General features: G+C 59.5%; 12 protein-coding genes. 5 read left to right on the top strand and 7 right to left on the bottom strand.

All coding sequences use genetic code 11. The features are described from left to right. Window positions 1-4: 4 nt before the first annotated feature. Together IVB45_RS09905 and IVB45_RS09900 are read right to left on the bottom strand one after the other, a co-directional pair. The gene (locus IVB45_RS09905) at window positions 5-1,438 is read right to left on the bottom strand and encodes a DUF1254 domain-containing protein (RefSeq protein ID WP_247356807.1); all 1,434 of its coding nucleotides are present in this window, start codon (window positions 1,436-1,438) and stop codon (window positions 5-7) included. A gap of 114 nt (window positions 1,439-1,552) precedes the next feature. Next, complete coding sequence (locus IVB45_RS09900) at window positions 1,553-2,221, bottom strand: hypothetical protein (protein ID WP_247288353.1); 669 nt, start codon at window positions 2,219-2,221, stop codon at window positions 1,553-1,555. Between the two features lie 224 nt (window positions 2,222-2,445). On the opposite strand from IVB45_RS09900, the gene IVB45_RS09895 reads away from it, so the two are divergent. The 4 genes from IVB45_RS09895 to IVB45_RS09880 all read left to right on the top strand — a co-directional run bounded on the left by IVB45_RS09895 (window position 2,446) and on the right by IVB45_RS09880 (window position 6,260). Beyond that, window positions 2,446-3,555 carry an HlyD family secretion protein gene (locus IVB45_RS09895; RefSeq protein WP_247356808.1) on the top strand — a complete coding sequence of 370 codons (1,110 nt, stop codon included), beginning with the start codon at window positions 2,446-2,448 and terminating at the stop codon, window positions 3,553-3,555. Between the two features lie 223 nt (window positions 3,556-3,778). Then, window positions 3,779-4,426 (top strand): response regulator, encoded by a 648-nt coding sequence (locus IVB45_RS09890; protein ID WP_247356809.1) that lies wholly within the window; start codon window positions 3,779-3,781, stop codon window positions 4,424-4,426. A gap of 151 nt (window positions 4,427-4,577) precedes the next feature. After that, complete coding sequence (locus IVB45_RS09885) at window positions 4,578-5,063, top strand: helix-turn-helix transcriptional regulator (protein WP_247356810.1); 486 nt, start codon at window positions 4,578-4,580, stop codon at window positions 5,061-5,063. 123 nt (window positions 5,064-5,186) lie between these two features. Next, window positions 5,187-6,260: a transporter gene (locus IVB45_RS09880; RefSeq protein ID WP_247356811.1), complete on the top strand. Its 1,074-nt coding sequence runs from the start codon at window positions 5,187-5,189 to the stop codon at window positions 6,258-6,260. Window positions 6,261-6,275: 15 nt separating this feature from the next. On the opposite strand, the gene IVB45_RS09875 is transcribed toward IVB45_RS09880, so the two are convergent. After that, on the bottom strand, window positions 6,276-7,619 hold the full coding sequence (locus tag IVB45_RS09875) for a TAXI family TRAP transporter solute-binding subunit (protein ID WP_247356813.1): 1,344 nt from the start codon (window positions 7,617-7,619) through the stop codon (window positions 6,276-6,278). A gap of 5 nt (window positions 7,620-7,624) precedes the next feature. Further along, the gene (locus IVB45_RS09870; RefSeq protein WP_247356815.1) at window positions 7,625-8,116 is read right to left on the bottom strand and encodes a DUF992 domain-containing protein; all 492 of its coding nucleotides are present in this window, start codon (window positions 8,114-8,116) and stop codon (window positions 7,625-7,627) included. Between the two features lie 275 nt (window positions 8,117-8,391). Between IVB45_RS09870 and IVB45_RS09865 the strand changes: the two genes are divergently transcribed. Further along, the gene (locus IVB45_RS09865; RefSeq protein ID WP_247288344.1) at window positions 8,392-8,826 is read left to right on the top strand and encodes a DUF2721 domain-containing protein; all 435 of its coding nucleotides are present in this window, start codon (window positions 8,392-8,394) and stop codon (window positions 8,824-8,826) included. Between the two features lie 11 nt (window positions 8,827-8,837). Here IVB45_RS09865 and IVB45_RS09860 read toward each other — a convergent pair whose 3' ends face one another. From IVB45_RS09860 to IVB45_RS09850, 3 genes are all read right to left on the bottom strand, one after another. Next, window positions 8,838-9,146: a hypothetical protein gene (locus IVB45_RS09860; protein ID WP_247356816.1), complete on the bottom strand. Its 309-nt coding sequence runs from the start codon at window positions 9,144-9,146 to the stop codon at window positions 8,838-8,840. Window positions 9,147-9,427: 281 nt separating this feature from the next. After that, on the bottom strand, window positions 9,428-12,547 hold the full coding sequence (locus IVB45_RS09855) for a GAF domain-containing protein (RefSeq protein ID WP_247356818.1): 3,120 nt from the start codon (window positions 12,545-12,547) through the stop codon (window positions 9,428-9,430). Between the two features lie 22 nt (window positions 12,548-12,569). Further along, on the bottom strand, window positions 12,570-13,223 hold the full coding sequence (locus IVB45_RS09850) for an MEDS domain-containing protein (protein ID WP_247356820.1): 654 nt from the start codon (window positions 13,221-13,223) through the stop codon (window positions 12,570-12,572). Window positions 13,224-13,525 lie beyond the last annotated feature (302 nt).

Below are 13,525 nucleotides of genomic sequence, written 5' to 3'. Positions count from 1 at the left end.
TGGTTTAGACTGCAACTTTCGCTACTGGCGGAATCTTCCACGATCCATTGATGATCGAGGGGTTCTTCTCGCGCGGCCAATACAGACGCAGCATCAGGATGAAATCGCCGGGAGGCGACGGCAGCCAGTTGGATTCCTTGTCTTTGCCGGGTGTGTCCTTCTGGATGTAGAGGTCAACCGAACCGTCCGGGTTCGACTTGAGCTTCTCGCGCGCGCTGATCGAATAACGGTTGAGCGGGTTGTTGACGAAGAAATAGCCGGAGTCATACATCGTGAGGGACCAAAATCCCTCCGCCGGGGGCAACTGGCCCCTGGCGAAACGCATCACGTATTTGTTGGCGCCGTTGTATTTGCGGCCCTCAGCATCCTTTTGCGAGGTCGGATAGACCGCGTCTTCTGGCCGATTGGCGCCAAGCCCGATCGCGGTGACGAGCGCGCGCATAAGGTAATCGGTTCCGTAGATGCCGGTCTTGGTTGTGAACGCCCAGCCGTTCTCGTCCGTAATAGCCTTGTTGATTTTGAACTGCAGCATGATCCGGTCGAAGGCGACTTCGGGCACCCGCTTGACGAAATCCGCCTTGAGCTTACTGGTGTCGAAATCCTCGCCGGGAACGATACCAATTTTGGCGAATTTCGCCAGCTGCGGCGCATCAGCCGCCGACGCCGGATTGTCCTTCATCAGCTTGCACAACAGCGTGAAGTACGCCACCGCATCCATGCGGTTGACCTGCTCGCGCACCGCCGTCTTCATGTCAATCGATGGATCGACGGTCCCCGGAGGTGGTGTGTAGGGCTTGCCGTATGCGCTCAACGGCACCAGCTTGAACTCATCCTGCAGCTTGTGCACCTCGGCGTAATCTTGCGGCGTGCCGGTGCAGTAGATGCGCCCAAGCAGCCAAACGATGGCGGTGGGCGACTTGTATTCCTTGACTCCCGAGGGCAGCGAGCCCTTCCAGCCAGGGCCGGTGATTGCGTAGGTCTGCGCGCCAGTCCCGGTGGTGCGCTTGCCTGGGACCTGGAAGACACTGGTCCAGCCATCCAGCATCGGCAGCAAGAAATAACGACCCTTCATGTCGGGAATGCTGAGCACCCACGGCTCCTTGCCGACATCGAAGTAAGATGTCGTATAGAGCGTGTCGGCATTCGGCGCGGTAACGTCGCGAAACGATGCATCGGGATATTGCCGCAGCTTGATGATCTGGCCCATCGGCCCGCGCGTTCCAACCGGAGACGCGACGTTGGTGATGACGCGCCGCGTCATCTCCATGGTCACCAGCGGATAGCCAAAGATGTAGGCATCGGTGGCGAGCAGGAAATCCTCGACGCCCTCCTCGATTCCGAGGAACGAACCCAGTTCGGCACGGCTGATGGTGCTTGCGGAAGCTCCGGCCAGTAGGCTGATGCCGCCCAAGGTGAGATTTCGTCGAGTGATGTTCATTGAAAATTCCCGTTCAATCGGATTCGTTTGGTTCAGTTCAAAAATGCGCTGACGATTCCCCGATCGAGACGCCGTGCAAACGGGGAAGCGGTGCCTCCCCGCCTTTCGCAGGTCTCAATAACAAGGCGGATAGGGATAGTAGCCGCACGCCGGACGGGGATACGCGTATGGATGGTAGTACGCAGCCGCTCCATAAGCAGCCGCCCCGGCAGCGCCGGCATACATCGCGCCCCTGAACGCCGTGCGGCGGGCAACGCCGGCAAACGACATCGGCGTGAACGGCCGGCCTATGATATCGATGAAGAGCGCGGCCGCACCGTCGGCCCCGGCCAGATCGCCCTCAAGAACCTGGACGTTGAAGGTGAGCTTGTCGCCCTCAAGCTTCGGATTTTTCAGCACTACAACGGCGTCCTTCACCGAGCCGTCCTTGCCGAGTACCGACACGGTCGCGTTCGGCGGGTTCTTGGCAAAGCTGTCGTCGCCGGATCCCCACTCCGCGATTACGTCGGCGGTTGGCTGGTGACCTGCGGCGCGCACCGGCCGGTCCGCGAAGATGATGGAGTTCGGCGTTACTCCCGTCATGGTCAGGGCGTCGCCCTGCAGGGTAGCACCGCGCGAATTGAGCACGAACAGCGACGGCACGAGCTCGGACTTGGCTTGCCCTGAAGCCGCACCGATTGTCTTCAAGGGGGCCGGAGCCGTCTGTCCGAAGGCCGCAATGGGACCAATCAATGCCGAAACCACCAACAGTCCCGCAATTTGTGCCAGCCTTGTGCGCTTCATGTCTGCCTCTTCTGTTGTGAATGGGATGACCACGTCTCGGATGATCACGTTCGTCCACAACTATGAGGAAGCTTCGGGCGATCGGCTATGCAAAAACCGGCAGCGCAAAGAATTCGCTGATCATCCGAAAATGAACAGCGCTCGGTACGAGCCGATTTTGCATAGCGCGTCCCGACGCATATCCGGCAATGAGCGGTTGACGCCACAAACGAGAGGGGCCGCCCATGATTATTATCTTGTGCCTTTATGTGCTCGCGATGTGGGTGATATTTTCCAAGCTCAAACTGGTCCGCTGGGGCTGGCTATCGGGTACTATTTCGATCCTGATCGGCGCATTCATACTCGCGACATTTCTTGCGCTTTTCAATCATTTAACCCCATCAGGGAAGGTCACCGTCGCGGGCCGGGTGATCGAAGTGACACCTAACGTCACCGGCCAGGTGATCGCAATTCCGGTGAAGCCGAACATAGCCGTGAAGTCAGGTGATGTTCTGTTTCAACTCGATCCGGCGCCATTCCAATACAAAGTGACGCAACTGCAGGCGTCGTTAGCCGCAGCCAAACAGCAAACACAAATATTGAAAGCAAATTACGATCAGGCGAGCGCGAACGTTGCCGGCCTCGACGCCCAATACAAGTACAATGCGAAGCGCCTCCAAGACATTCAGACGCTGTATGCCAGCGGATCCAACACCGAGTTCAAAGAGCAGGACACTCAGGTGCAGTTCGAGACAGTAGGGGCACAACTCAAAGTCGCCAAGGCAACCCAGGAAAGTGCCAAATTGGCTCTGGACTCGGAGATCGGGGGGGTCAACCCGACTGTTGCCCAACTGCAGGCGCAATTGGAGAGTGCCACTTGGGAGTTGGCGCAAACAACGGTCCGCGCTCCTGCCGATGGCTTCGCGACGGCGGTGGCCCTGACCGTGGGCGATCGCGCCTTCCAATTGCGGTCAGCCATGTCGTTCATCGTGGAGAATGAAATTACAATTGTCGGGATGTTTGCGCAGAACGGATTTCAGACCATAAAGGCCGGCACACCCGTCAATATCGTCTTCGACAATGATCCAGGCCGCATCTATCACGCCAAAATCACTGAAATTCCAAAGGGAATAGGTCAGGGACAGATTGCCGCATCGGGGACGTTGGCGCGGACCAATGCAATTGGCGGCGCGTCCGGTTTTCCGGCCGTGATCTCCATTCCGGATGAACTGAGCGGCGGGTCGCTCAGGCTGGGCATGTCCGGAAACGCAACTGCATTTGCCCCAAATGCGGGGGTTATTGGGATGCTCGCCTCCATTCTGGTTTGGGTGAGCTCATATACGGCATACCTGTAACGCCCTCTGGATTGTACAAATTCATATCGGGCCAGCCGGTCCGGCTTGCATATTGCATACATACACGCTCCGCGTTGACCGCCGGGGCGCCACCGCTTAATCTCGCATCTCCGGTGTTTTGCTCTACTGCAGGCTCGGCCGACGCTTCGGTGCACACAGCGGATCACATGCGGAGTTTATTCGGGCCTCGGCCGGCGGGCCGCGACGAGGGCGAGAAAATGGAATGACGGGCGCGCCCGTAGTTTACATCGTGGACGACGACGCATCGTTTCGCCCCGCGATATGCCGCGTGCTGAAGGCTTCGGGCTATGCCGTGGTCGACTTTGATTCGGCGGCTGCCTTTTTGCAGAGCATCCACGACGCCAAACCGGGCTGCCTTCTGCTCGACGTGCAAATGCCTACGATCGGCGGCCTGGAGCTTCAGCAGGAGCTCGCCAAGCTATCGCATCACTGGCCCATCATCTTCATGACCGCTCACGGCGATATTCCTATGAGCGTTCGCGCGATCAAGGCGGGTGCAGAAGACTTTCTGTCCAAGCCCATTCCCAGGCAGACGCTGTTGGCAGCGATCGAGCGCGCGCTGTTACGCCTTCACGAAGCTCAGCAGAATCTTGGCCGGCTCGATGCACTAAAAACGCTAGTCGCGAAACTAACTCCCCGCGAGAACGAAGTTTTTGCGTTGATGGTGCGCGGCAAGATGAACAAGCAGATTGCGCATTCTCTGGATACTTCCGAGCGAACCATCAAGTACCATCGACAAATGATCATGCAGAAGCTTGAAGTCGGTTCTTTTGCGGAGGCAGTCTCGGTGGCGGAGCGAACAGGAATCCTGGCGCCCCGGCCCTTGCCCGACGTCGAGAGCGCCTCATAGCTCGTCGCCGCGAGGGCCCCGGCCGCGCCTCGCTGAAGGCCGATCAACTAAAGGTTTTGCCCTCAGGTACAGTAGCGCACTGTCGCTCATGATGCTGAGTTGCCCCTGAGGTCCGGCGCTTTCACCGCGATCACAGAATCCGGGGCATTAGATGACAAATCGCTATTTGCCATCACCTCTTACAGACGTTTCCAGCGGATGGACGACCAGAACCTGGCACGATCTCGTGGTCGAAGCCGAGGCGATCGCTCTTGCAGAGCTGGATTCACCGCTGGCCATTTCGGCTCTCTGCGGCGCCCTCGCCGTCAGCGAGCGCACGCTGCGCAAGGCATTCCACAATATCTACGGTGTGCCCCCTTGTCGTCATCTGCGCATGCAGAGGCTGTTGCAGGCAAGGCGCGCACTATTGTCCTCTGACAGCAACCTCACGACTGTTACACAGGTTGCGACCCGCTATGGTTTTGCAGAATTGGGCCGGTTCTCGGTTGAATATCGCCGCATTTTTGGAGAAAGCCCTTCGGAGACTCTGCAGCGGACGTCTCAGGCCGAAGCCAGTAAGTCGCCTCAAGCGCCGAGAGACTCTCCATCACCGCGACGATATCGGCCCGTAGTAGTGGGACACCCCGCATTCAACTAGCGTATCCGAAGTGGCATTCCGGCAACAACGACGACGAAACTCTGCACCGCGTCGAATCTGCATAGCCGCGCCATATGGTTTTCTCGCTACGCTGACCCGAAGTTGACTTTGAGGGGCAAATAGATGACGCGCGAACAATCTCAGCAAACCCCAAGCTTGCGTCCGTGGAATACCAGCGCAGCCATAGTGATAGCACTGCTGGCTGCCCTTCCGAGCGTGTCCCGCGCCGACGAAGGCGGCGTTTCGTACTGGCTGCCTGGCCGGTTTGGCAGCCTCGCAGCCGCTCCCGCCGTACCTGGCTGGTCGATGGCTGCGGTCTACTATCACACCACTGTCGAGGCTTCTGGGGCGGTGGCTGCGGCCAGGCAAATTCAGATCGGCAGGATCCCAGCCAACGTCGCTGTCAGTCTGAACGCAAATCTGAATGCGCAGGGCGACCTCATTCTGCTCAATCCGACCTATACCTTCGGAACGCCGGTGCTCGGCGGACAGCTGGCGATAGGCGTCACCGGCCTGTTCGGACGCTCGAGCGCCAGTGTCGACGGCACGCTGACGGCAGCCGTCGGCCCGCTCGCGGTACCCCGAACCGGCTTCATCGAGGATTCAATCACGTCGGTGGGCGACCTGTATCCGCAGGCAACGCTGAAGTGGAATGCCGGCGTGCACAATTACATGACCTATCTGACGGGTGACATCCCCGTCGGTGCCTACAGCTCAACCCGCCTTGCCAATCTCGGCATCGGCCATGCCGCCATCGATGCCGGCGGCGGCTATACCTATTTTAACCCGGCGGCGGGCCAGGAGCTTTCGGCAGTCGCGGGCTTTACCTACAATCTGAAAAACGACGCCACTAACTACCAGAACGGTGTCGACTTCCATGTCGATTGGGGAATGTCGCAATTTCTCTCTAAGCAGTTTTTCGTCGGGCTTGTCGGATATGGGTACCAGCAGATCACCGACGATTTCGGCCAGCATCCGATCCTCGGAGGTTTTCGATCGCGCGTACTTGGTATCGGCCCCCAAGCCGGGATCCTGTTTCCCGTCGGCGACATGCAAGGATACCTGAACCTGAAAGCCTACGGTGAGTTCGCGGCGGAGAACCGGCCATCAGGCTGGAATACTTGGCTGACGTTTTCGGTCTCGCCGATGGCGCCGACCAGCACCGTGACGGCGACGAAGCACCGGATCGTGAAGTGACGCGATAGACCGATATTACTGTTGGGTGGCCCCTGTCGGGGAGACCGCCGTCGAACGGACCAGCATCCGACGGTGGCTCATCAGATAGTGTAGCCTGTGGGCCGCAAGTCCCAGCGCAGCCATCTCGGCGCTGTCGGCATTTTCGCCGGCGTTCTTCGTAAGCTCCTTCTTCAGGATATCGTCGATACGTTTTTCGATATCCTCGAGTTCGGCGTCGCTTTTCGCATTCCTGATCTCGTTGCCAAGCTCGTAGAGGGGCTCCAGCATGCTCTCGGACCCGGTGCCGGATCGGGCGAAGCGCCAGGCCGCCACGAGGATGGAGATCAGCGTGCCCAGCAGCAGCGAAGCGTAATAGAGCTTGTCATCATACTTATCGAGAAAACTCTGCTGGCTGCCGTTGTAATAGGTTGCGGCGCCCGGATGGATCGGAATCAGCGCGTCCGCATCCGTGCTCGGTGCTGCGGCTTGGCCCAATATTGGAAATTGCGACAGTAGGTCCCGTTTCGCATCGACCAGCGACTGCGTCAGATCGGTGATCGCATCGGCATTGACTGACTTGTTGGCGACGAGAAAGTAGGAAACTCGCAACGACGTCAGGTCATCGGAAGGGATCGGAGGTGCGCCCCGTAAGGTGCCCTTCGGGATGTCATAGCTCTCGTAGTACTGCGCAACGTTGGCGACCGCGCCGGCCGCTTCGATCTCGATCAGCTTTGCGGCCGATCCCTTGGCGCGCTCCTGCTGAAACAATTGCCTCGCCTTCGCGAGGTATCCTTCCGTCAGCGGAATAACCGTCAGCAAGGCGTGAACTTTTCCCGACGCGAGCGCACCTGCGGCGTCGTTGAGGCTAACATCTTGAAAACTGACCCTGGCGCCGTCGAATTGATAGACCTGCTTCAGCGCCTCGACTACCGGCCGGTTGATCGCTCCGCCGACGACGCCGATAGCCGTGTTGCGGAGATCGCCCAGACTGTCGGCGCTTGCAGCCGATGGGGCCATCATCAAGACCACGCCGTGGGTCAGGAGCAACACGCTTCTTGCGTCAGCCAAACCGCTTGTGTCGCCGCGGACAACGGCGAGGTCCACCTTCTGCCCAGCCAGCATTTCGGCAGCCCTTGCCGATGTAGCGGCATCGCTGACCTTCAACCGAACATGCGAGTTCGATGCCGTCAGGCGCGCGGAGATCGCCGAGATCAGCGCCAGCGCCTCGCCATCCGCCGACCCGGCGGCCACCGTAAGCACAACGGGCTTGGCGAAATAGCGATACGCGAACCATCCACCGCCGATCGCCGCGGCTGTCGCTGCTCCGACAATCGATGCCCTGAGCCATCGCGGCCACAGGTTGATCGCTGGACTCGCCATCGGCTTCAAGGCGCCAAAGCCAGCGTGAGCCCCGAGACCCCCAGCGATACGTTCAAACCCGCCTGCCCCTCCACCGACAACGGTTGCAAAGCAATCGTTCGATTAGAGCCGCCAAATAGGACGTTGGCTCCGATACCTACCCCCACGGTAATGTCGCCACTGGCCCCCACATACTCACCAGCCAACGCCCCGATCGGCGCTCCTTGGCTAGGAGCAAACACGCCCCATGCCATCACTCCACCTGCGCTGATTCCGAGTTCGAGCCCGACCGTATTCATCGCGCCATTGTAGTCCTGAGGCGGATATCCCCCGTTGGGCACATACCTACAACTCATCCGCTGGCTTTCCGCAATAATTAGTCCAATGCTCGGAGCAAGGTTACAGGTCAACATCCCCGCCTGGACGCCCGGTGGCGGCTGCTGGGCCGACGCAAACGCGGGAGCAAGAAGTATCGTGGCGGCAAGGCTCATTACGCGGAGGAAATGGTAGCTGAGCATGATGGATCACTCCCTGGGAGGCTCACAGCGCTGGCTTTACAGATGACCCCGCTCGGGCCGATGTCCGCGAGTAGCTATACGAGGCGGCCTAGTCATCCGCCTATGCGATATCCGACCATCATCGACGTGCGCCGCTGTATATTTACCCACCGATCCAAGGCTCAATGCAGACCGCGCCGATTTTGCATAGTCGACCCGTGGATGGTGCGTTACGTGACGGGAGTAAGTCGGGGGCCTATTCGCCCGGGCCTGTCCATGAACGGGGTGTCCGCCTAATGTTGACAGATACACCTTCCGTAACCCAGCTATCTCACGTCATATCACAGTCAGCGGCCCCCGCCTTCCTGCTGGGCGCACTGGGCGCCTTCATCGCTATCCTGATCTCCCGCCTGAACCGGATCGTTGACCGGACGGTGATCCTCAATGGCATTCCCGATGACGACACAATCCGATCCCGGCTCAAGGCCGATCTGCCACGTCTGATGCAGCGCGCGGCGATGATGAATCGGGCGATCTTCTGGGCCGTGATCGCAAGTATCTCAGTGACGCTTCTCGTGATCGTCGCTTTTGTAACGGCGTTCTTTCAGCTGCAGCACGAACGCGGCGTGGCCCTCTTCTTTGTTGTTTCGCTCGCCGCGTTTACAGTCGCGCTAGTCGACTTCGCGCGTGAAGTCCGGATTGCGCTAAGCGAGTATGATCACTACGGCTGAGCTTGCTACCGCTACCGCTGCCACTGCCCCATTTGGAGGCAGGTCAGCAAGCTGACGTAACTCGGCGTCCCACCGATGCTCTCTTGCGGCACACAGCTGGCCCGGCTGGCCGCAGGGAATTTTGACCACCCGCTGACGAGCTGTTGCTTAGCCTTCTGTTCGTCACTGATGCAGTTCTTTAGCGGCTGGCCGACAGACATTCCGGCGGCGGCAGCGATATCAAGCTTGCAGCTCCGCGCGACATCGAATTTCGGCACACCGTCAGCGACCGGCATGACCAGCTGCGAGCCGAGGACGATCATTGAAATGGAGATGGGCATCTCTTTTCCTCCTGGTGTTTGGTTTAAGGGCGACAACGAGGCACATTCGCCAATAATGTCCGGCCTCGTCTATGCAAATTCCGCCATAGGAGGACGTCTCCCTGAAAGCGGGAGCCGCTTTGAGTCAAACGCGTCGGTGCACACCTCTACCTGTCACTTCCGGTCCATCCCGAACAGCGGACACACTAAAACCCAGCGCGGTTGGTCCGGACGGGCCAGGAACGGTCACCAGCGCGCTGCATGTGAGATGTCGGCCCATTCGTCTCGACTCGCGCTCTACCTCATCCAGCATCCAAGACATCCCGGACGCGAGCCGCCAGACCTTCGAACGTGAACGGTTTGCTGATGAGTTGTACCCCAGCGTCGAGACGACCATGGTGAACGATAGCATTACGAGAATAGCCTGTCGTGAACAGCACCTTGAGACCGGGTCTCAGCTGCCCAGCCAAGTCCGCCAGCTCCCGCCCGCTTCTCCCGGGCAGGACGACATCGGTAAACAGTAGATCTATCCGGTCCGCCCTTCGCAGGATGCTGAGAGCGGCCTCCGGATCTTGGGCTTCCAGCACGCTATAACCCATCTCAGCTAGCACCGAGACGCTATAGGCGCGCACGTCGTCGTTGTCCTCGACGACTAGGATCACCTCCTCCGAATGGCCGCGTGGCGCGAGAGCCGCTTGACTTTCTGTGCCCGACTCAGCCTCGCCCCGATAGCGGGGGAAGTACATTTTGACGCTCGTGCCCGTACCGGGTTCGCTGTAGATCGCGACGTGGCCGCCCGACTGTTTGACAAAGCCATAGACCATGGAGAGACCAAGGCCGGTACCCTTGCCGACCTCCTTGGTGGTGAAGAAGGGCTCGAACACCCGGCCCAACGTCTCTCTATCCATGCCGCTGCCAGTATCGCTCACCGACACCATGACATATTGACCCGGGACCACTTCCGCCTCGGTGGCGGCGTATTGCTCGTTAAGGAAAACATTGGCTGTCTCAATCGTTAGCCGCCCGCCCTGTGGCATCGCGTCTCGGGAATTGATGCCAAGGTTCAGGATCGCGCTCTCGACCTGGTTTGGATCCACATCGACGGTCCACAGCCGCGGGGCGAGCACTCCTTCAAGTTCGATGGTCTCGCCGAGGGTGCGATGAAACAGATCCGTCATATTGCGAATGATCAAGTTGAGATCGGAAGGTTGCGGGGTCAGTGGCTGGCGTCTCGAAAAAGCTAGTAGCCGGGCCGTGAGGCTCGCTGCGCGTTGTGCCCCCTGCAATGACATTTCTGCAGCGCGGCGAACGCGGGCTTCATCGCCAGGCTTACTGCGCCGAATCGTATCCAGGCCGCCGATTATGATAGTGAGGAGATTGTTGAAGTCGTGAGCGACGCCGCCAGTGAGTTGACCGACCGCTTCCATCTTTTGCGCCTGACGAAGGGCGTCTTCGGCTTTTCCGCGTTGCGCCATCTCTTCAGCAACCCGTTCTTCAAGTGTCGCGTTCAGCTGCTGCAACATCTCCTCAGCCGATTTTCGCTGCGCTATCTCTCTCTGTGAGGCTTGGAACAGCCGGGCATTATCGATGGCAACGCTTGCTTGGCCGGCGAGGCCGGTCATGAGTTCTTCAGAGCGGGCGTTAAAGACGCCCGGCTCAGGATGACCGAAAAACAGCCCCCCCAGCACCTCGCCGGAACGCGAGCGAACGGGAACGGCGAGATAGCTCCTCACAGGCAAATGACCATCTGGCATGCCTTTGCGGGGCGCGTTATGGCCGTAGCGGGGGTCCTTCAAAATGTCGTCCGATCGCACCGTTCCTTCGCCGTTAAAGGTCGGCGCGAAGATGGCCGTGTTGCGCGGCATCGGGAACTTGGAAAAGGCCTCTCTCGGCGCGCCGGATAGGGTGTAGAGCGTATAGCTTTCACCAGTTTCGTTGAGAACATTGTAGAAGAAGGCGCCGAAGCTAGCTCCGGTGAGTTCAACGCCGGCGTCTGTTACGGTCTGAACGACCTCGGCCAAATCGAGATTCGCCGCAACCAGCGCGCCGGCGCGATTGAGGATCTGAAGCGCTCGGGTTTCCGCCCGCAGTTCATTCTCCGTCCGGCGAAGGGCCTGCTCGGCTGCTTTCCGCGCCGTGATGTCTATGGCCGTTCCGATCGCGCGAATGCAGCGCTCGCCCTCGAACAGACCTTTGCCCTTGGCGGCGACCCACCGAGTGATCCCATCCTCCTTGCCGATCGTCTGGTATTCGACATCGTAGGTGGCGCGGCGCTGAGGATCGAGGGCGGAAGCAAAAGCAGCGCTGGTAGCTTCGAGATCCTCAGGATGCAGCCCACCATAGAAGTCCGCCATGCTACATGGCATTCCGGGCGAGATTCCAAACATCGCCTTGGTGCGGTCGCACCAGGTCAGATGCTCGGAGGTAAGGTCGAGGTCCCAGATTCCGACGTCCGCGGCCGAGGTCGCCAGCCGAATGGATTCCTCGTTGAAGGCGAGCTGCGCCTGACCCTGGATCTGCTTGGTGACATCGTGTCCTTCGGCGAAGATGCCAGTTATCTCACCATTTTCATCGAAAATTGGTTGGTAGATGAAGTCGAGGTAGCGGCGCTCTAACGGGCCGCTTGGTTCGCGCTGGAGGTCGATGGCTGCCGCAGTCGAAACGTAGGGCGCACCAGTCGTATAGGCAGTGTCCAAGGCTTCAAAGAAACCTTGCCCTTCCAATTCGGGGAACGCGCTGCGAACGGGCCGACCCAGGATGTCGCGATCCCCGATCAGGCGAAAGTAGCTCTGATTGCAAAGTTCGAAAATGTGCTCGGGACCCCGCATGACCGCCATGAAACCAGGAGCCTGCTCGAATAGCCGCTGCAGTTTGTCCCGTTCGCTTCCGAGCTTGCGGTTAAGAACGTTCACTGCGTGACGCTCGCGGTTGAGCGCGTCGGTCTCCGTCCGAAGCGCGCGTTCTGCGCGTGCCCTCTGCAATGCGATCGCGACCTGATTGGCGGCCATCGTGAGCGCCAAGTGCTCCGCCTGGCTTGGAAAGCTTCGCCGCGCCGACACTGCGTCTAGGCGGCCGGCGCCGGTTAGCCCGATAGCGGTGCAGAATGCGCGGAGCCCGCCGTGGGGGCCAAGATCGCAGGACGCCCCCGCGCCTGGCGCGGGAAAGGTGGCCTGCAGGAGCTCCGCTAACCCATTGTCCGGCAGCCGATTGACTTCCAGGGTTTTGCCCGGCTCAGTGGCAAAAGAGACGCGCACGCCGTTTAAATCAAGCACCCGCATGAGAGCATCGGCGAGGCTGGCGCCTATTCGTTCCTCATCCGCATTGACCCACATTGCTGGAAGCGAAGAGAGCGCCGCCATATCGCTAAGTGCGCGGCGCAAAGCCTGCAGCTCGCGGTCGTCGACCTGGTCGACCTTGTTCAATGTCGTGCCCCCAGGAGTGACCTCAGACCTGGTTTCTGCGACCGTGCAACTCAGCCAGGAACTGGTCCGGTGGAACGAAAAATGGATTTTGCTGAAGCGCGCCGCCGACAATCACCTGCGGGTGGGTCCGCAAAATGTCCATGACCGTTGCGGCACTGAACTTGTTGAGGTCATAGGTGCATACCACTACGTCATCGTACTTCGGCAAGACATGGTTGAGTCTGGTCTCGTATTCGACGATCTGATCGACACCCGGAAGGTCCTCCAGCGCCCATTCCATGTTGGCCCAGAGCCGGGTCATACCAAAGCCGCTGCTGCGGCCTTCCTTGAGCAGCTCCTGAATAAGAGCCAGCATGGCATCTTGGTCGAAGCCTTTGCCGCCACTTAGGTAGGCTTCCTCCCACGGGCGCATCTCTAACTGCCCACGGGCAGTAGCGGCATCGACGTCTATGCCCTCCGTCCTCAAACGTCGAACGCGTTCCTCGCGATGGCTGTCGTCGAGAATCTGGACCAGCCGGTCATTCGCCGCCAAACCGTCTTTGGCGAACGGTGCCAGCACCGCCTGCTCTTCATCGGCCGAGTTGAAGAACGCGCAAGCGTGGCATGAACAGGTGAGTTCGGAACCGGCCAGTTTGACTGACCGGCTGAGCGGCACACCTTCGCGGAGGTCAGGCATCGTGATGATCTCCAAGGAACCTTAGGTCTTTCTACAACGAGCCGGTAGTCGTGCCAAGCAGCCGCCGACCCCGTCGATATTTGAACCCGTTCTCTGACTTTGCTCTCGAAGCCACGAGTTGATTTCTATTTCTGCAACCACTCGTATTTGAACGCGCTTGCGACGGGCGCTGCTTCGAAATCGGCGGGCTGAAACGGCTTCTAAACCATTGGAATATTCATTAGATCTGGAGATCTGGCCGCAGTCCGTCCACCCTAGCCAACAAAGGCGAATGGCACACGGCGATTTTTACCCGGCCTTCA

The sequence above is a fragment of the Bradyrhizobium sp. 4 genome (assembly GCF_023100905.1).
In the GTDB taxonomy this organism is placed as follows: Bacteria; Pseudomonadota; Alphaproteobacteria; order Rhizobiales; family Xanthobacteraceae; genus Bradyrhizobium.
Note: the sequence above shows the minus strand (reverse complement) of the source record. Positions and strands in the feature narration are given on the sequence as shown.